Here is a 19215-nt window from a genome sequence, read left to right on the forward strand (position 1 = left end):
GGCTCAGCGTCGCCGTTCCAGCCACCACAGCAGCGATGCGCACAACACGAATGCCAGCCACCACGGCCAGCGTAGGCCTGCCACGGGTTGCATCACTGACGCATCTGCCGGCGTGCTGGCAGCCAGTGCACGTGTGGTCGCATCGATCATCGTCTGCCGATGCAGCGTCGGTGCATCCTTCGGATCGAACACATAGCGCCAGACAACGATGTCGCCGTGCTGCAGGCGCTGCCAGCCCGGTTCGCGGGGCCACCAGCCAGCGCAGCGCAGCGCCGACGTCGCGCCATCGACGATCAGGGGTACATCGTCGCCACGCCTGTTGAAGACCTGCAGCGGCGCCTGCACACCGCACAGCGTCTGTCGTTCGCCTGCCCAGCCGATCGGTTGCGGTGACCAAAGCGCATCAGCGCTGCCCTGTGCACGTGCCAGCGTGGCCACCACGCCGCTCCACAGTTCGCCGTGGCGGTCGTCGCGCCCGGCCAGTACCCAGCGCCAGCTGTCGGTCAGCGGCAGCAGGCCGATGCGGCCCTTGCCGGCAGCGCGCCAGCCACCGACAGCCTTGCCCGTGCCATCCTGCAGCAGGGCGGTGCTGCCCGGTGCCTGCAGCGCGAGTGCTTCCAGCGCAGGCAGGGGAGCATTGTGCGAGCTGCGGTCAGCCTCTTCGCCGTAGCCGGTCGGCAGCGTACCCGCGGCGAGCGGGCCACGTCGTGCGGCGAGGACCGCGCTGTCGCCGTCGCCGGGAAGTTCGAGGGCGTGGCTGCTGCCATCGCCTTGCACCGGTAGACCAAGATCCTGCAGGCGCTGGCGCGCGCTGGCCGAAGGTGCGCCCGCACTGCGTACCAGCACGCCCAGTCCCTCGCGCAACGCCTGCCGCACGGCAGCCAGCTGGCCGGCACTCAATGCGGCCAGGCTGCGCTCGTCCAGCAACAGCAGATCGCTGCGCGCGAGTGACGCCGCATCCAGCGCGACCGCGCCATCTCCCACGCTGACACCCGCCCCGGTATCGGCCTGCACCTGCACGCGGATGCCGGCATCGGCCGCCCAACGCCGCAGGTACTTCAGCTCTGGACCCGGCGCACTGGCGCGCACCAGCAGGCGCAGCGGTGCGGCCGGCAGGGTCTGCTGCGGCACCGGTACGCTGTCCACCACATGGCCGTCGGCATCGAGCAGGCGCAGCTGGAACACGCTGCGGCCCTCGGCGCGGGCGATGCCGCTGAGCTTCACGCGCCCGTCCTCGGCAACGTCCGTGCGATCAACCACGCTGTCGGCGGGGTCAAGCAGCACTGCTTTCGCTTTGGCCGCGCCACGCGCCTGTGCCTGGACGTCAAAACGAGCACCGGGAGCGACATCGGCCGGTGGTTGCAGTGCGATCCAGCCGCGCGGCTCCGGTGCGGCCTGCCAACGTACATCCGGCGGCAACACCGCGTCGCGATCACGTGCGGCGAGGCCAGCACCGACCAGCGTCAGCGTGGCGGCCGGATGCTGGCGCAGCGCGGTGGCCAGGTCGGGTACGCGCTGTGCGCCGGGCACATCGGCAGCTTCCGGCAACAGCAACAGCGGGCCTTCGCTGCCCGGGAGTGCGCCGGCCTTGCCGGCATCGGTTCCGAGCACCACCAGCCCGCCTGCAGGTTGCTGGCGGGTGGGCGGTACCAGGCAGAAATACAGCAGCGCGGCGACGATGATCTGCAGTGCGATCACGATCCACCGGCGGCCGGGGTGCGCGGTGTCTCCACGCAGCTGGCGCACGCTGGCGATGACCACGATCAGGGCGAGTGCCAGCGCAATCCACAGGTTCACAGCGGAGGCGTTCATGGCTGCGCCTCCAGCGCGTCGAGGTAGCGCTGGCCCATCGCATCGGCGGCACTGCGCCGCATCGCCTGCGGCAGCGGACGCTGCAGCGCCCGCCACAACTGTGCACGCAGGCGCTGGCGACAGTCTTGGCAACCGGGCTCGATGCGCAGCTGCTCGATGGCCGCAGCCAGATCGAGTGCATCGGGCAGGTAGGCCGCGTTGCGCTGCTGCCAGGTCGCGAGCGCGTCCAGATCCGGCGCGCCGGTGTCGTCGCCGAGACGCTGCCAGGCTTCGACGATGGCCGGATCGGGCGGGGTGCGGGCGGCCAGCGGCAGTTCACGACTGGCCAGCCCGGCACGGTCACCGCCGAGGCGGCGGCCTTCATCGATCGGTGGCAGCTCCGGTCCGACACGTGCCAGATAGATGCGTTCGGCCTGCTGCACCTGCTTGATGAAGCCCAATGCCTTGTAGGCGAAGGGCAATGCCTGCTCCGGACGGCCCTGGCGCAGCTCGCCTTCGGCCGACCACATCTGGTCCAGCGCGGCCTTCAGCGTGGCGCGGGTCTGCGGATCGAGCAGGGTGGCCGCCTCGGCGTGGTCATGGGTGTGTCCGTATTCCGAGAGCACGTCGGTGGCGCTGCCGAACACCGGTGGCGTATCGGCATTGGACGCCTTGCCGCCGTGATCGTGGCCATGCTCATCGTGCGCTCCGGCCTCGGCGCCATGGTCGTGATCGTGATCGTCGTCGTGATCGTGGTCGTCTGCGGCGGGCGTATCGCTGGTGGGCAGGTCGCTGGTCGGCGGTGGCTTCGGCGCACCTTCGCTTTCCTCACCCAGGAACTGACCGTAGCGCAGGCGCAGGATGCGCTGGTCGACACCGATCGCATCACTGCGCTTCACGAAGTCCTCGGCGGCAAGAGTGCGGCGCTGTCGGATCAGCGTTTCGGCATCGATGATGATCTGCCGCTGGCTGCGGAAGTAGGCCGGCAGGGTCTTCTTGATGCGGCCTTCCAGCTCTGCACCGAGTGCGACTTCGGTGCTGGGCAGGCGCAGGATCACGCTGCTGCTGCGCCCGGTCTGCGGCGTGGGCGCATGGTTGTCGCGCACTTCCAGCTGGGCGATGACATCGTTGCCGGGCTGTGCGCCCAGCGCAGCAAGATCAAGGGTATGGGCGAAACGCCGCGCGGTGGCTTCGCCGCTGCCGGCAAGCGTGACGCTGCGCTTCACGAAGGTGATGTTCTCACCGCTGCCCTGGGTGGTGGTGATCGACAGCGTTGCCTGCGCCGCGACACCGTAATCGTCGCTGGCCTCGAAGCGCAGCGCCCATTGCCGTTGCCCGGGCGTGCCCAGCACCAGGCTGGCGGCCGGCTCCAGCACGCGCACGCTGGGCGCGCGGTCGGCCACTACATCCAGCCGGTACAGGCGGGTTTCGGCCAGCGCCGGTTCGCTCACCACGCGGTACAGCACCGGCGTGCGCGCCACATCCTGTGCCTGCCACTGCCCATCGCGCTCGCTCAGCGGCAGCCGTCGACCATCGTGGAACTGCAGCCATGCCTTGGCCGGTGCGTGGTCGAAGCGCAACGACCACGACAGCCGGCTGTCGGCGGCGACCTTGGCATCCAGTGCGTTCTGGGTGAGCGTGGACTGGCCGGTATAAGCCGGTGCGTCGATGCGCAGGCGGGTGGACTGCAGGTGCAGTGGGCCCGCGGCAGCCGTACTGCCTGGCGCCGACGTGCGAGCAGGCGCGGAACCGGGATTCGAACGCGGCCAGCCGAGTGCCAGCGCAACGATGGCCAGGCCTGCGATCCAGCACAGCGCCAATGCCCCACGCGGCCAGCGCGGACGCAGTTCCGGCATCGCGCGTTCCAGCGTGGCCAGCACATGCACACGCTGGCGCTGCTGCAGCGGATTGAGCGTGGTGGCGTCGGCGAACAGCAGATCGGCGCTGTCTTCGCTCGTACCGCTGCCATCGAGTTGGCGCTGCAGCCACTGGCGGTCCAGCTGGCGGGCACGTGCAGTGGCGAAGGCCGCGCAGGCGAGCAGGCTGACCGTGGCGACCACGCAGGCGATATCGAAACCGGACAGCCGCAGTGCGAGCGCCGTCGCAGCCAGCGCCCACGGCAGGCCCAGCAGCAGGGTGATGGCGGCGCGGCGACGACGCGCACGTTGCCAGGCATGCTGCAGCGTCTTCATGCGATCGCCCTGCGCCGCGCGCTGCTGGCCATCCAGCGTTCCAGTGCGAACAGCAGCACGATTGCCAGCAGCAACCATGGTGTGAGCTCGCGCAGTGGCGGCGTTGCCGCAGGCAGTGCTGCATGGTGAGGTGCCTGATCCTGGGCATCGCCGAGGCGTGGCAGCGGAGGCGGTTGCAGGGCCAGCAGCAGGGCACGCGGCAGCTGTGGATCGCGCAGCGCGGTGTTGCTGGCGGCATCCCAATCACCCGGTAGTGACAGCAGGCGGCCAAGGCCGACACGTTGCTGCCACAACAGCGGCACGCCTTCGGCGCTGCGCAGCAGGACCTGGGCTTCCGTGGCGGGCTTGGCGGCGATCAGCACACTGCCGCCGTCGCGCAGCCACGCCTGCCAGTTCGCCGGCAGTGCGTCGTTGCGGCTCCATACGCCGATCTCGCCGCGTTCGGGCAGGGCATCCGCCACCAGAGGAGCGAGCGGCGCCTGTACGCCCCACGCGCGCTGCAGTGCATTCAACCAGTGCTGGGCAGCGGCCGAAGCATCGCTGTGCACGCGCAGGTGCGGCGACGTTGCGGCACGCGGTTGCGCAGTGACCGGCATCGGCTGCGGGCGCCACTGCACCTCACGCGACAGCTGCAGGCGGGCGCCATCCAGGCCGGGCAGGGGATCGGGAACGTGCACGGTCAATGCGGTGCCAACGGGCAGCTGCGCGTCCAGTTCGCGCAGCAGGCTGGGCAGGGATGCGCTGGCTGCAGGTGGCGCCTGATCAATGGCCGGGAAGCCGGGCGCCAGCCAATGCCAGTTGCCATCCTTGGCCGTGCCACGCAGCGCCGTGGCATCCAGTCCTGGGGCCACCACCGTCCACGCACTGGGGGCCGGCACGGGGCCGGTCAACGCAGGCCGTGCCAGCAACAAGGCCAGCGCGGCCAGCAACAGCAGGCGCACCAGCAGCAATGGCCAGTCATCGAAGCGGATGCGCTGGCGTGGCCGGATCTGTGCGCGCAGCCAGCGCAGCGCGGCGAAATCCAGCGGTGTGTACGGATGGCGGCGGGCGAGGTGGATCAGCAGTGGCAGCAGCCACGCGGCCAGCGCGGCCAGACCCAATGGGAACAGCAGGGTCATGCACCGCCCCCACGGCCAAACAGCGCCTGCAGCGGCTGGTCCAGCGGTTGGTCGAGCCAGCCGGCTGCGCTGGCAATCCCGCTGGCCTGCAGCCGCGACTGCAATGCGGTACGTGCGTCGGCGAAGCGTTGCAGGTAGTCGGCGCGGATCGCCGCGCCATCGCCCAGCAGTTCCTCGCCGGTCTCCGGATCGCGGAAGCGGTGGCTGGCGTCGAATGGGAAGTCGCGTTCGTCGGCAGTCAGGATCTGCAGCAGGGCCACTTCACGGCGCGCGCTGGCCAGTTGTTCCAGCAGCACGATGCCGGCTTCATCAAAGCCATCGCCAATGGCCAGCAGCATGTCGCCGGGGCGTACGCGTTCCCACAGCGGGCGCAGGCGATCGGCCGCAGGCCAGCCACCGCGCGCCTGCAGCGCATGAAGTTGCAGATGCACGCGGTCACGCTGGCGTGCGCCGTTCGCTGCGGGCACCAGTTGCAGTCCATCGCCGTTGATCGCCAGCAGGCCGAAACGGTCGCCCTGCTGCAGGGCCAGTTCGACCACGCAGGCGGCCACGCCGCGCATGTGGTCCAGGCGCGTGCGCTGTGGTGCCGCGCGATCGGCCTGGCCGGCCGAGGCGGTGGCATCGAGCAGCAGCCAGACCGTGATCGGGCTTTCGCGTTCGGATTCGCGCACGAAGAAGCGGTCCGAGCGTGCATACAGCTTCCAGTCGATCTGGCGCAGTTCGTCGCCCGGCTCGTAGGCCCGGTACTGGGCGAACTCCAGGCCGGCACCACGGCTGCGGCTGGCGTGCTGGCCAATGCCGCTCGCACCGCTGGCCAGGCGCGGCCGCAACCGCAGCAGGCGCAGGCGCGCACGCAGTTCCGGTGGCAACGTCAGCGGGGCACCTGCGTTCACGCGTGGCTCAACCCGGGAACGGCACGGCCTGCAGCAGGGTGGCGACCACGTCGTCGGCACGCTTCTGCTCGGCCTCGGCGGCGAACGACAGCAGCAGGCGATGGCGCATCACCGGTGCGGCCAGTGCCTGCACATCCTCGCGGGTGGCGGCGAAGCGGCCCTGCAGCAATGCGCGTGCCTTCGCCGCCAGCACCAGCGACTGCCCGGCGCGCGGGCCGGCACCCCATTTCACCCACTGGTTGATCGCCGCCGGTGCGCCTTCGCCTGGGCGGCTGGCGCGTACCAGGCGGGTGATCCAGGCCAGCACATCAGGGCTGACATGCACCTGGCGTACTGCGGCCTGCAGCGCGATCACCGCTTCGGCATCCATCACCTTCGGCACCGCGTCGGTGGCACCGCCGGTGGTCTGTTCCAGGATCTGCCGCTCTTCGTCCTCGCTCGGGTAATCCACCAGCACGTGCAGCAGGAAGCGGTCGAGCTGTGCCTCCGGCAGCGGGTAGGTACCGGCCTGCTCGATCGGGTTCTGCGTAGCCAGCACGAAGAATGGCGCGGGCAATGCGTAGGTGGTGCCGGCGTAGCTGACCGTGCGTTCCTGCATCGCTTCCAGCAGCGCGGCCTGGGTCTTGGGCGGGGTGCGGTTGAGTTCGTCGGCCAGCAGCAGGTTGGTGAAGATCGGGCCCTGCTGGAAACGGAAGTGGCGATGGCCGGTGCCGTGGTCTTCCTCCAGCAGCTCGGTGCCGAGGATGTCGCTGGGCATCAGGTCCGGGGTGAACTGCACGCGCCGGAACTGCAGCTCCAGCGCCTGCCCGAGCGAGCGCACCAGCAGGGTCTTGCCCAGCCCCGGGGCGCCTTCCAGCAGGCAGTGGCCGCCGGCCAGCAGGCCGATCAGCAGCTGTTCGACCACGGTGTTCTGGCCCACCACCGCGCGTGCGAGCGCAGCGCGCAGATCGTGCAGGCGCGGCAGCAGGGAGTCGAGGTCAGCGGTGGTCATGGGCGTGCAGGTCCTATCAATTGTTCAACGCGTACATCACGATGTTGACGCCGAAGCGGGTGTTGTCTTCGGCCAGGAAGCGCTTGTTGCGCCAGTCGTAGTCCCACTCGCAGCCGTAGTCCTTGTTGCTGTAGAGCAGGCCCAGGCGGCCATCGACCTCGATGCCCTTCAGATAGTCGTGCACCAGGTCGTCGCCCCAGCCGTTGAGCTCGAAACTGGTGGCCGGTGGCCCGTCGGGGAAGCGGAAGAAACTGCGGTACAGCGCGTGGCTGTTAGGCAGCTTCTGCAATGCCTTGGGACCGAACAGGCGACCCATCTGTGCCTCGAACGAGGTGGCGAACAGCCCGTCGATATCATGGTTGCAGTCGTCGACGAAGACGAAGCCGCCATTGCGCACGTAGCGCACGAAGTTCTGCCGCTCGGCGGCGTTGAACTCCACCAGTGTGTGCCCGGCCAGGTAGCAGAACGGCGCTTCCAGCATGCGCGGGTCGGCCAGCGCCACCACATGCTCCTGCGGATCCACGCGCAGCGAGGTGTAGTCGATCAGCGAGGTGATCAGGTTGGACGGCATGCGCGCGTCCACGTCCCAGTCACCGGAGTCGTACTGCAGGCGGGTGAACCAGAAGTCGTAGCGCGAACTGCGCGGGCCTGACTGCGCCCAGGCTGGCAGCGCCGCCGCCGAAGCGGCAGCGGCCAACCAGCGCAGGCAGGCCCGGCGATCCATCAGACCGCGTCGGACAGCGAGGTGAAGGTGAAATCGCGCAGCTTCATCGGCGGGATCATCATCACGTAGCTGGATTCATCACCGGCCACGCGCACCGGCTTGCCCAGCTCTTCGATGTTGTTGAGCATGATCACCGGCGACTCGTTGAAGCGGAAGTTCTTCACCGGGTGCTTGATCTGGCCGTTCTCGATGTAGAAGGTGCCGTCGCGGGTGAGGCCGGTCAGCAGCACGGTCTGCGGATCGACCATGCGGATGTACCAGGTACGGGTGACCAGGATGCCCTTCTGGGTGCCGCGCACCAGCTCGGCGGTGCTCTTGTCACCACCGCTCATCAGCAGGTTGCCCGGCGTTGCCTTGGCGGTCTTGCCCTGCTTCTGCGCCCAGAAGCGCGAGTAGTCCAGGTTGGCGATCTTGCCGTTCTCGATGATCGCCATGCGCTCGCGTGGCATGCCTTCGCCGTCCCACGGCAGCACCGGTGCGTCCGGGTGCCACGGATCGGCAATCATGGTCACGCGCGGGTCGTAGACCTGCTCGCCCAGTTTGTTGCCACCGCCCTTCTTCGACAGGAAGCTGCGGCCTTCATCGGCCGAGCGTGCGCTGAAGAAGTTCATCATGAAGCTGATCAGGCCCGCGGCCGCGGCCGGTTCCAGGATCACCGTGTACTTGCCCGGCTCCAGCGCCTTGGCTTCGGCCGATTCGGTGGCCTTGCGCATGGCGATGCGGATGTCCTGGTCAGCCTTGAAGTCGGCGGCATCCTTCAGGTTGCGGCCGACCCAGCCCGAACCGCGGCCATCTTCGGTACGCACGGTGCAGGTGTAGTCGAAGTTGGTGGTGCGCTGGTAGGCGAAGTTGCCGTTGCTGTTGGCGGTGGCCTGGAAGCCCTGGCCGTCCTCGAGGAAGCCGGCGGCGATCAGGCCGTGGCCACGGCACGGGGCGATCGAATCGGCGGCGACCTTGGCGCGGAACGCCGGATCGATCGCTGCAGTGGATTCGCTGAAGGTCGGGCTGGCGCGATAGCTCTGCTTGCCGATGGCCGGCATGAACTCCGGGTTCTCCGGCGCCAGGCGCGCCAGGTCTTCGGCGCGGCGTACCACGCGCTCCAGCGCGGCATCGTCGAACTCGTTGATCGAGGCGGTACCCACGCGCTTGCCGAAGGCGACGGTGACCGCCAGCTCGGTGTTGTCGACGATGCCGCTGGTTGAGACGTTGTTCAGCGCGAAACGGATGTTGCCGCTGATCGCGCCGGCCAGCACGGCGGTGCATTCGTCGGCCTTGGACAGGGCGATGACCTTGTCGAGGATGGCCTTGGCCTGGGCTTCGGTGAAGATACTCATGGTGTAAGGGCTCCTGACCGATCAGCCGAGGCTGCGTGCGGTGTTGATGACGTTGATGCCGTTGAAGCGCGCGGTCGACGAACCGTGCGAGACCGCCGAAACCTGGCCCGGCTGGCCCTTGCCGTCGAAGAACGAACCGCCCAGGCGGTAGTCACTCTCGTCGGCCACGGCGGTGCAGGCGTTCCAGAACTCCGGTGTGCGGATCTGGTAGGCCACGTCTTCCAGCATGCGGGTGATCTGGCCGTTCTTGATCTCGTAGAACAGCTGGCCGCCGAACTGCGCGTTGTAGCGCTGCTGGTCGATCGAGAACGAACCATCACCGATGATGTAGATGCCGTTCTCCACGTCCTTGATCAGGTCCGGCACGCTCAGCGGCTTCTTGCCCGGTGCCATCGACACGTTGGCCATGCGCTGGAACTGCACGCTGGACCACGAGTCGGCGTAGCAGCAGCCGTCGGACTCGGTCTTGCCGAGGATGTGGGCCTGGTCGCGGATGGTCTGGTAATCCACCAGTTTGCCGTTGCTGATCAGGTCCCAGCGCTTGCACTTCACGCCTTCATCGTCGTACGCCACCGCACCGAGGCTGCCCGGCTGGGTCTTGTCGGCGAAGATGTTGACCAGCTCGCTGCCGTACTGGAAATGCTGTTCGCGCTTGTCCAGGGTGGCGAAGCTGGTGCCGGCGTAGTTGGCTTCGTAGCCGAGCACGCGGTCCAGCTCCAGCGGGTGGCCGATCGACTCATGGATGGTCAGCCAGGTGTGCGACGGGTCGAGCACCAGATCGTACTTGCCCGGCTTCACCGACGGGGCCTTCAGCTTTTCCTGTGCCTGCTTGGCGGCGGCGATGGCATCTTCCTTCATGTTGTAGGAAGAGCTGTAGTTGACCACGCCATTCGGGCTGACCACCTTGCCGGCAGCCGCGCCGTCCAGATACTCGTAGCCCAGGCCCATCGGCGAGGACAGGCCTTCGCGGGTACGGAACTTGCCGCTGGACTTGTCGATGGCGGTGATCGTCATCGGTGCCCAGATGCGGTGCACGTCCTGGTCGATATAGGAACCATCGGTGGAGGCGAAGTACTTCTGCTCGTTGACCAGGAACAGCATCGAATTGACGAAGCTGGCGCCGGCGCCCATCGCCGCAGCGTTGACGTCCAGCAGCAGGCCGACCTTGTCCTTGATCGGCACTTCCATCGCATTCTTGCGGATCGGCGTGCGCCAGCTCACCTCACCCACGCCCGGCGCCTTGGCCAGCTGTACCGGTGCGGTCTGCACGCCGGCATTGGCCTTGGCGATTGCTGCGGCCTGCTGCGCGGCCTTGGCTACATCGGCCGTACCCAGCGCATTGGTGGCGGCGAAGCCCCACGCACCGTTGACGATCACGCGGATACCCACGCCGGTGGACTCGGTGTTCACCACGTTCTGCACCTTGTCCTCGCGGGTGATCACGAACTGCCGCAGGTAGCGGCCGATGCGCACGTCGCAGTAGGTGGCACCGGCCTGGCGGGCAGCGGCCAGCGCTGCATCGGCCAGGCGCTTCTTCAGCCCCAGGTCCAGCGTGCTCTGCAGTTGTTCGGCGGCAATCGCCTTGCCGAAGAAGGAAGGCACGATCAGCCCGCCCGCGGTAAGCCCGGTCAGGGCCAGGAAGTCACGTCTTTGCAAGGCTGCTCTCCATGTCGAAGGATGGGTGGCTCAAGCGCCGAGACTGCGCGCGGTGTTGATGATGTTGATGCCGTTGAAGCGGGTGGTGGACGAACCGTGCGAGACCGCCGAGACCTGGCCGGGCTGGCCCTTGCCGTCGAAGAACGAACCACCCAGGCGGAAGTCACGCTCATCGCAGATCGCGGTGCACGCGTTCCAGAACTCCGGCGTGCGGATCTGGTAGGCCGCATCCTCGACCATGCCGGCGATCTTTCCGTCCTTGATCTGGTAATACAGCTGACCACCGAACTGCGCGTTGTAGCGCTGCTGGTCGATCGAATACGACCCGCGGCCGTGGATGTAGATGCCGTTCTCCACGTCCTTGATCATGTCCTCGACGCTGAGCGGCTTTTTGCCCGGCGCCAGCGAGACATTGGCCATGCGCTGGAACTGCACACTGGACCAGGAATCGGCATAGCTGCAGCCATGCGATGCATCGCGGCCGAGGATGTGGGCCTCATCGCGGGTGGCCTGGTAATCGACCAGGATGCCGTCGCGCACCAGGTCCCAGCGCTGGGTCTTCACGCCTTCGTCGTCGTAGCCGACCGCACCGAGGCTGCCCGGTTGGGTCTTGTCGGCGAAGAAGGTGACGATGTCGCTGCCCCAGCGGAAACCGGCATCGCGCTTGTCCAGCGTGGCGAAGCTGGTGCCGGCGTAGTTGGCTTCGTAGCCGAGCACGCGGTCCAGCTCCAGCGGGTGGCCAACGTTCTCGTGGATGGTCAGGAACAGGTTGGACGGGTCCAGCACCAGGTCGTACTTGCCCGGCTTCACCGACGGCGCCTTCAGCTTCTCGCGCGCGTGGCGGGCGGCGGCGATGGCGTCCTCGACCGGGTCGTAGGAATCGCGGTAGGCGGTGATGCCACCGGGCAGCTGCACCTTGCCGCGCGCATCGCCATCGAGGAACTCGTAGCCCATGCCCATCGGCGAGGACAGGCCGGCACGAGTGCGGAACCTGCCGCTGGCCTTGTCGATGGCGGTGGCAGTGAACGGCAGCCAGATGCGATGGATGTCCTGGTCGATGAACGAGCCGTCGCTGGAGGCGAAGTACTTCTGTTCATTGACCAGGAACAGGGTGGAATTGATGTAGTCGGCGCCCGCATTCAGCGCGGCGGCGTTGAGTGCCAGCAACAGCTCGACCTTGTCCTGGATCGGCACCGCCATCGCGTTCCTGCGCACCGGGGTCTGCCAGCGCACCTCGCCCACCGACGGCGTCGGTGCCAGCTGCACCGGCCGGGTCTGGATGCCGGCGTTGGCGCGGGCGATCGCTGCGGCCTGCTCGACCGCCGCGCGCACGGCAGCCTCGGTCTGCTGGTGGGTAGCGGCAAAGCCCCAGGCGCCGTTGACGATCACCCGCACGCCGACACCGGACGATTCGCGGTTGGTCACATTGCCGACCTGGTGCTCGCGGGTGATGACCGACTGGTTGAGATAGCGGCCGATGCGCACGTCGCAGTAGCTGGCCTTGGCGTTGCGTGCGGCGGCGAGCGCAACGTCCGCCAGGCGTCTGCGCTGGGCGGTATCGACCGGGGCGAGCAGCTGCTCGGCGGCGATGGCACGGGAATGCGGCAGCAGCAGGCCCGCCAGGCCCAGACCGGAAAAAGCCAGGAACTCACGTCGTTGCACAGCGTTTCTCTCTCTCGCTTGCGTGCGGTTGGCAACGGGCCGGACCGATCACGTCAACTCCTCGACTTTCGCCAGCGCGGCGCGTCCGGGCAAGTGACTGCAGTCATGGTTGGGTGGGTTTCGGCAGGGCTGCGCCCTGCACCCGCAGAGGCTACAAGCCAAGGCAACGTCAAGGTCAACGTCGAAAGCTGGCCATCCGTGGGTTGGCGGGGTGGGTCCGGTTGCGGGGGACGCCGTAAATCCGTCCATGGAGGCTCGGTCGCGCCATCCATGGCGCTCACGCCCCCGCAACCGGACCCACCCCGCCTTCGACGGTTTCCTGCGAGCTGTTGGAACCTGCTGCTGTTGGTGGGTGCCGACCGTTGGTCGGCACGCGGTCGGATCACGTCTTAAAAATTGATATCTGACAGATGTGTCGACCAACGGTCGACACCTACCAACAGCACACGAAATCTGTCAGAGGCGGGGCGGTGTGGGTGGGCAGGACCGTTGGCGCCATGGATGGCGCCATCGAGCCCCCATGGATGGGTTTACGGCGTGTCCTGACCACCCACACCGCCCCGCCATCCCACGGAATGCCCGCTTCTGACGTTGACGTTGTCCTGGCCTGAAGCAGGTGCAGGGCTGCAAGCCCTGCCGAGCAACACCCCCTCGTGCACAATGGGGCCGACCCCGCCTGGACACCGTCCCTGATGTCGAGCAAGCCGTATTCAGAAGCCTGCGAGCGCAACCGCGAACCCATCGCCACCGCACTCGACCCGTGGATGGGCGACCGCCATCGGCTGCTGGAGATCGGCAGTGGCACCGGCCAGCACGCGGCGTTCTTCGCCGAGCGCTGGCCCTGGCTGCGCTGGCAGCCCAGCGATCATCCGGACCATCTGCCGGGCATCGAGGCCTGGCGCGCGGAGGCGGCGTTGCTGAATCTGCTGCCGCCGGTGGCACTGCAGGTGGAACTCCCCCCGGCGCCGGGCCTGTCGTTGCCCGAGGGCAGCACGTTCGATGCCGCATTCAGTGCCAACACGTTGCACATCATGGGCTGGGAGCATGTGCAGGCGCTGTTCGCCGCGCTGCCGTCGGTGCTGCGGCATGGTGCGCTGCTGGCGGTGTACGGCCCGTTCAACTACGGCGGCCGCTACACCAGCGACAGCAACGCGCAGTTCGATGCCTGGCTTAAGGCGCGTGATCCACGCAGCGGCATCCGCGATGTGGAAGCGGTGCAGGCGCTGGCGGCGGACAACGGCTTCACCCGCCTGGGTGATGTGGCGATGCCGGCCAACAACCGGTTGCTGCTGTGGCGGCTGGGGTGATCAGGCGTCCGGCGACATGCTGGAAAGGCGTGCCGCCGCAGCGCGCAGCCCGTTGAAAATGGGTTCGGACACGTTTACGGGGAAATCACTTGGGAGCTGACGCGCGACCTGCTCGATGGCGGGTTCGACGGCTGCGATCAGCGCTTCGATCCACGGCTCCGCACCATCAGCGACACCACAGGCGCGTGCGGTTTCGTTCCAATGGCGTCGTCGCACAAGGTGCAGCTTCCGGTGGCGATTCTTGCCCTGGACGGACATGGCGAGCTGTGCATTCCGCGGGTCGAGCTGGTTTGGCCCCCTACCCAGGATGGGATGCACCGACAATACGTCGTAGACGGGTGTCAGGCGGAAGCGTCCACCGGCTTCGAGGTAAACACTGAAGTTCTTGGCATGTCCATCGGTTGCAGCCAACATCCAGAAAAGAATCTGCGTCTTGAAGAAGGTCGCCCGATCCTCGAAATGCTCGGATTGTCGAAGCAGATCCATGATGGTCACGATGCCTGGGCCGCCATCGGATTCATACTTCCTGGCAGCGGGTAGACCGAAGACCTGGCACATGTCTTCCTGCGGCAGCCGCAGCCACCACCGGCGATCCGCAGAAAGGCGGCGGTCGAATCGCTCCACAATAAGCGCGCGTTCGTCCTTGAAGCGTCCCATCTGCGTATTCGCAACGGGGATTCCAAAGGCGGAAAGCAGTTGCATGCACAGCCATTCGTTCTCGACGGATTGGTGCATGTCCGCCCGCATGTTGCCCACAATGCCAAGCGGCAGCTTGAAGATATGGGTGGATGGGGTACTGCCGGTGGGAATGCACCACTGGCCAGCATGCAGCAGAAGTCCCGTCTTCTCCTGCGCACCGGCGATGGATATGCGGAACGCATCATCACTGGTGGGTGCGCCAGGTAGATTCCCTGCCGTCACCTGACGCAGGATCGCAGCGACGCCTGATTCGTCCAACGCTTCGCACGTAATCTGCTGGATGTCCCCCGGTGTATGCGAAAGCGGCAGCAGTTGCACTGCGCCGACGCAATCCCGGCCAATGGCTTCGAGAAGATCGAATGTGTCGCTGCTGCGCGTGGAGAACCTGTCGCGGATCCGGTTGCGGATGACGGCGTTGTCGGGAAGAAGGTTGTCGAAGTAGTTGTTGACGACATCGCCCCGATGGCTCTCACCCTCCGGGAGCAGGGGCAGTGAGAGTGACAACGGCCGGGACTGGGCGGAGCTGATCCACGAGTCGACGTACGAAAGCCGGGAAGAGCCGCTCCGGACATCATCCCAGAGCGCGACCTCGACACCATTCATCCAGACCCGCAGCGTACCCATGGCTCACCACTCCAACGTTGACGTTGTCTCCGGGGGGCTTCGCTGCTGCAATCTGACTTCCAGACCCAGCACTGCCCAGACCCGCATCAGCCGTTCGAAGCTTGCCGATGCCGGGTCGCGCTCCAATGCGCCTACTGCCTGGCGGCTTATGCCGAGCTGTGCCGCCAACTGCGCCTGGCTCAGGCCCGCCTGGCGCCTGAACGCACGCATCAGCGGTGCCAGTTGTTGAGGTGTCCTCACCGTGTGCAGCGGCCTGTCCATATCGGCAGTCCCCTAGAAAGTGACCGTACGCGAACGTGTACGCAAAGGATAGGTTGCATTACGACAAGCAACCTATCTCTTTCCTTCGCTGGAGGCAACCTATCGATTGCTATCTCAATATGCAATCAATAGGTTGCTTTCGTGCCGTCAGCGGTGCTCAAGCCACCTGCACGATGTGCAGCGCCTTTGGGTTCCGCCACTGCGCCAGCAGGGCGGCTTCGCGCGCCTTGGCCTGCTCGAAATGCGCTTCCTTGACGTGGCCGAAGCCGCGGATGTGCTCGGGCACGCTGGCGATTTCCACCGCCAGCGCCAGGCGGTCGTCATACAGGCCGTCCAGCAGCAGCTGCACGGTGGCCTCGTAATCGCCGATCAGCTTGCGCTCCATGCGGCGTTCCTCGGTGCGGCCGAACACATCAAGCCGGCCGCCGCGAAGGAACTTCAGCTTGGCCAGCAGGCCGAAGGCCTTGAACATCCACGGGCCGTATTCCTTCTTCAGCAACCGGCCCTGCTCGTCCTTCCTGGCGAACAGCGGCGGTGCCAGGTGGAAGCGCAGCTGGTAATCGCCCTCGAACTGCTGCTGCAGGCGGCGCTGGAAGTCGCCACTGGTATACAGGCGGGCCACTTCGTACTCGTCCTTGTAGGCCATCAGCTTGAACAGGTAACGGGCCACGGTCTCGGTCAGCGCGGTGGAACCGCCGATGCGGTCGGCTTCGGCGGCGCGCACGCGCTCGACCAGGCTGCGGTAGCGGTTGGCGTAGGCAGCGTCCTGGTACTCGACCAGGAACGCGGCGCGGCGCTCGATCATTTCATCCAGCGAGCGCGACAGGCGGGCGTCGTCCAGCGGCAGGAACGCAACATCGCCACCGTGCGAGGGCAGGCCACGCAGTTCGCGTTCGTCGCCGGTGTTGCGCGGTGCGGCGGTGGCACCCCATTCGTTGCCCTCCCACTCGCCCGGCGGCAGCGGGTGCAGCGGGCCCGGAGTGGATTCGGTATCGGTGTGGCGGTTGCGCACCAGGCCGGCGGCCTGCTGCACGGCCTGCGGGTCGACCACGGCCAGGCGGCCCCAGGCGAAGGCCTGCTGGTTCATCGCCACGGCCGCACCGTTGAGCTCGATGGCGCGCATCAGCGACTCGAACGACAGCGGCACCAGGCCCTGCTGCCAGGCATAGCCGAGGATGAACAGGTTGGCGGCGATCGCATCGCCCAGCAGCGCGGTGGCCAGCTGGGTGGCATCCAGCAGCAACGGCTCCTGGCCGCCCAGCGCCACGCGCACACCGGCCACGATGTCGGCGGCGGGGAACTGCATGTCCGGGCGGGTGGTGAAGGTTCCGGGCATCGCTTCGTAGGTGTTCAGCACCACCTGCGAACGGCCGGCACGCACCTTCGACAGGGCCCAGTAGTCGTTGACCACCACCATGTCGCAGCCCACCACCAGGTCGGCTTCGCCGGCGGCGATGCGCACGGCGTGGATGTCTTCAGGGCGACGGGCAATGCGGATATGCGTGGTCACCGCGCCGCCCTTCTGTGCCAGGCCGGTCTGGTCGAGCACGGTCGCACCCTTGCCTTCCAGGTGGCCGGCCATGCCCAGCAGCGCGCCGATGGTCACCACGCCGGTACCGCCGACGCCGGTGATCAGGATGTTCCAGGGCTGTTCGAGGGTGCCGCGGATGGCCGGTGCCGGCAGGTTGTCCAGCAGGGTGGAAGCATCGCGCTTGCTGCCCTTGCGCGGCTGGCCACCGTGCACGGTGACGAAGCTCGGGCAGAAACCGTTCACGCAGGAATAGTCCTTGTTGCAGTTGGACTGGTCGATCTCGCGCTTGCGCCCGAACTCGGTTTCCTTCGGCAGTACCGACACGCAGAAGCTCTTCTTGCCGCAGTCGCCACAGCCTTCACAGACCAGCGAATTGATCAGCACGCGCTTCTGCGGATCTTCCAGCTTGCCGCGCTTGCGGCGGCGGCGCTTCTCGGTGGCGCAGGTCTGTTCGTAGATCAGGATCGAAACACCCTTCACCTCGCGCAGGCGCTTCTGCACCTCATCCAGCTCGCTGCGGTCGTGGAACTCGACGTCGCTGGGGAAGTGCTCGCGCTGGCCGGTCCACTTGCCGATGTTGTCCGACAGCACCACGATGGTGTGGATGCCTTCGGCGCGCATCTGCTTTGCGATGTCCGGCACGCTCAGCGGGCCGTCCACCGGCTGGCCGCCGGTCATCGCCACCGCGTCGTTGTAGAGGATCTTGTAGGTGATGTTGACGCCGGCGGCGACTGCCTGGCGGATCGCCAGCGAGCCGCTGTGGAAATAGGTGCCGTCGCCCAGATTCTGGAATACGTGCGGGGTGTCGGTGAACGGCGCCTGCCCGGCCCAGGTCACGCCTTCGCCGCCCATGTGAGTGAAGGTGTCGGTGCTGCGGTCCATCCAGGTCACCATGTAGTGGCAACCGATGCCGGCCAGCGCCCGCGAGCCTTCCGGCACCTGGGTAGAGGTGTTGTGCGGGCAGCCCGAGCAGTAGTGCGGTACGCGCGGGAAGCTGGCGCGCGGCAACGCAAGCTCGGCTTCCTTCTCCTGCATCCACTGCAGGCGCTGCTCGATCGATTCGTTGTTGAAGAACTTCTGGATGCGGCGACCGATCACGCCGGCGATGGTGGCCGGCGTCAGCTCACCGGTGGACGGCAGGATCCATTCGCCGCTTTCATCGTACTTGCCGACGATGGACGGGCGCTGGCCCCAGCTGGCCGGCCAGTTGAAGAACTGTTCCTTCATCTGGCGCTCGATGAAGGCACGCTTCTCCTCCACCACGATGATGTCTTCCAGGCCCTGCGCGAAGCGCGCGATGCCCTGCGGTTCCAGCGGCCAGGTCATGCCGACCTTGTACACGCGGATGCCGATGTCGGCGCACGCGGCTTCGTCCAGGCCCAGGTACTCCAGCGCCTGCAGCACGTCCAGGTAGCTCTTGCCGGTGGTGACGATGCCCAGCCGCGCGCGCGGCGCATCCATCACCACCTTGTCGATGCCGTTGGCGCGGGCAAAGGCCTGTGCGGCCTTCACCGCATAGCGGTGCAGGCGCATTTCCTGGTCCAGCGGCGGGTCTGGCCAGCGGATGTTGAGGCCACCCGACGGCATCTCGAAGTCTTCCGGCAGCACGATGCGGCGCGCCATCGGATCGACCTGCACCGACGCCGACGATTCCACCGTCTCGGCGATCGTCTTGAAGCCGACCCAGCGGCCGGTATAGCGGCTCATCGCCCAGCCCAGCAGGCCCATGTCGAGGATGTCCTGCACGCCGGCCGGGTTCAGCACCGGCATCATCGCGCTGACGAACTCGTCCTCGCTGCCGTGCGGCAGCGTCGAACTGCGGCAGGCATGGTCATCGGCGGCCAGTGCCAGCACGCCACCGTAGCGCGAGGTGCCGGCGGCATTGGCGTGCTTGAACACGTCGCCGCAGCGGTCCACGCCCGGGCCCTTGCCGTACCACATGCCGAACACGCCCTGCACGTTGGCGCCGGGGAACAGGTTGGTCTGCTGCGTGCCCCACACCATGGTGGCGCCCAGGTCCTCGTTCAGGCCCGGGGTGAACTTCACCTTGGCTGCTTCAAGGTGCTTGCGTGCGCGCCACAGTTCCAGGTCGAAGCCACCCAGCGGGCTGCCACGGTAGCCGCTGACAAAGCCGGCGCTGTCGATGCCTTCGGCGGCGTCGCGCAGCCGCTGCATCAGCGGCAGCCGCACCAGCGCCTGCACGCCACTCAGATAGATCCGCCCCTCGCTGCGGGTGTACTTGTGGTCGAGCGTGTAATCACGGTCGAGCAGGTCGGCGGACGAGGGCGAAGTGAGTTGCGCGGTACTGGTCATGGCTGGCCCGGTAGGATCGGCTGGCACCGGCCGCGTGCAGGCACGCGGCGGGAAAGGCGCGAATTGTAGCAGCGGGGCCGCGAGGCCCCGGCACTCGCGCCCGCGGCGGTGCTGGGGTT

General features: G+C 67.2%; 13 protein-coding genes. 1 reads left to right on the forward strand and 12 read right to left on the reverse strand.

The window, feature by feature from the left end:
- Positions 1 to 3: 3 nt before the first annotated feature.
- The 9 genes from ACZK5G_RS00425 to ACZK5G_RS00465 are packed head-to-tail and all read right to left on the reverse strand — an operon-like array spanning position 4 to position 12361.
- A complete protein-coding gene (locus tag ACZK5G_RS00425; RefSeq protein ID WP_478464943.1) occupies positions 4 to 1812 on the reverse strand; it encodes a hypothetical protein in 1809 nt (602 codons plus the stop codon).
- Positions 1809 to 3983, reverse strand: coding sequence for a hypothetical protein (locus tag ACZK5G_RS00430; protein WP_478464945.1), 2175 nt, complete (start codon positions 3981 to 3983; stop codon positions 1809 to 1811). The genes ACZK5G_RS00425 and ACZK5G_RS00430 overlap by 4 nt, the downstream gene beginning before the upstream one ends.
- Positions 3980 to 5101 (reverse strand): BatA domain-containing protein, encoded by a 1122-nt coding sequence (locus ACZK5G_RS00435; protein WP_478464947.1) that lies wholly within the window; start codon positions 5099 to 5101, stop codon positions 3980 to 3982. The genes ACZK5G_RS00430 and ACZK5G_RS00435 overlap by 4 nt, the downstream gene beginning before the upstream one ends.
- A complete protein-coding gene (locus tag ACZK5G_RS00440) occupies positions 5098 to 5994 on the reverse strand; it encodes a DUF58 domain-containing protein (protein WP_182267002.1) in 897 nt (298 codons plus the stop codon). The genes ACZK5G_RS00435 and ACZK5G_RS00440 overlap by 4 nt, the downstream gene beginning before the upstream one ends.
- A 7-nt stretch (positions 5995 to 6001) precedes the next feature.
- Entirely contained in the window at positions 6002 to 6985 is a 984-nt protein-coding gene (locus ACZK5G_RS00445) for an AAA family ATPase (protein WP_478464949.1), read from the reverse strand.
- Between the two features lie 16 nt (positions 6986 to 7001).
- The gene (locus ACZK5G_RS00450; RefSeq protein WP_014035491.1) at positions 7002 to 7709 is read right to left on the reverse strand and encodes a DUF4159 domain-containing protein; all 708 of its coding nucleotides are present in this window, start codon (positions 7707 to 7709) and stop codon (positions 7002 to 7004) included.
- Positions 7709 to 9043, reverse strand: a complete 1335-nt coding sequence (locus ACZK5G_RS00455; RefSeq protein WP_019336350.1) for a TldD/PmbA family protein — start codon at positions 9041 to 9043, stop codon at positions 7709 to 7711. Before ACZK5G_RS00455 ends, ACZK5G_RS00450 begins: the two co-directional genes overlap by 1 nt.
- A 21-nt stretch (positions 9044 to 9064) precedes the next feature.
- Positions 9065 to 10699 carry a TldD/PmbA family protein gene (locus ACZK5G_RS00460; RefSeq protein WP_180844550.1) on the reverse strand — a complete coding sequence of 545 codons (1635 nt, stop codon included), beginning with the start codon at positions 10697 to 10699 and terminating at the stop codon, positions 9065 to 9067.
- A gap of 30 nt (positions 10700 to 10729) precedes the next feature.
- A complete protein-coding gene (locus ACZK5G_RS00465; RefSeq protein WP_478464951.1) occupies positions 10730 to 12361 on the reverse strand; it encodes a TldD/PmbA family protein in 1632 nt (543 codons plus the stop codon).
- Positions 12362 to 13053: 692 nt separating this feature from the next.
- On the opposite strand from ACZK5G_RS00465, the gene ACZK5G_RS00470 reads away from it, so the two are divergent.
- A complete protein-coding gene (locus ACZK5G_RS00470) occupies positions 13054 to 13668 on the forward strand; it encodes a DUF938 domain-containing protein (RefSeq protein WP_049462868.1) in 615 nt (204 codons plus the stop codon).
- Here the strand turns inward: ACZK5G_RS00470 and ACZK5G_RS00475 are convergent, their stop codons facing one another.
- The 3 genes from ACZK5G_RS00475 to ACZK5G_RS00485 form a co-directional block, all read right to left on the reverse strand.
- A complete protein-coding gene (locus ACZK5G_RS00475; protein ID WP_049462867.1) occupies positions 13669 to 14991 on the reverse strand; it encodes a type II toxin-antitoxin system HipA family toxin in 1323 nt (440 codons plus the stop codon).
- A gap of 3 nt (positions 14992 to 14994) precedes the next feature.
- Entirely contained in the window at positions 14995 to 15252 is a 258-nt protein-coding gene (locus ACZK5G_RS00480; protein WP_004134030.1) for a helix-turn-helix domain-containing protein, read from the reverse strand.
- Positions 15253 to 15409: 157 nt separating this feature from the next.
- Complete coding sequence (locus ACZK5G_RS00485) at positions 15410 to 19096, reverse strand: indolepyruvate ferredoxin oxidoreductase family protein (RefSeq protein WP_478464953.1); 3687 nt, start codon at positions 19094 to 19096, stop codon at positions 15410 to 15412.
- Positions 19097 to 19215: the final 119 nt, after the last annotated feature.

The sequence above is a fragment of the Stenotrophomonas sp. 62841_Sma genome, assembly GCF_056482945.1.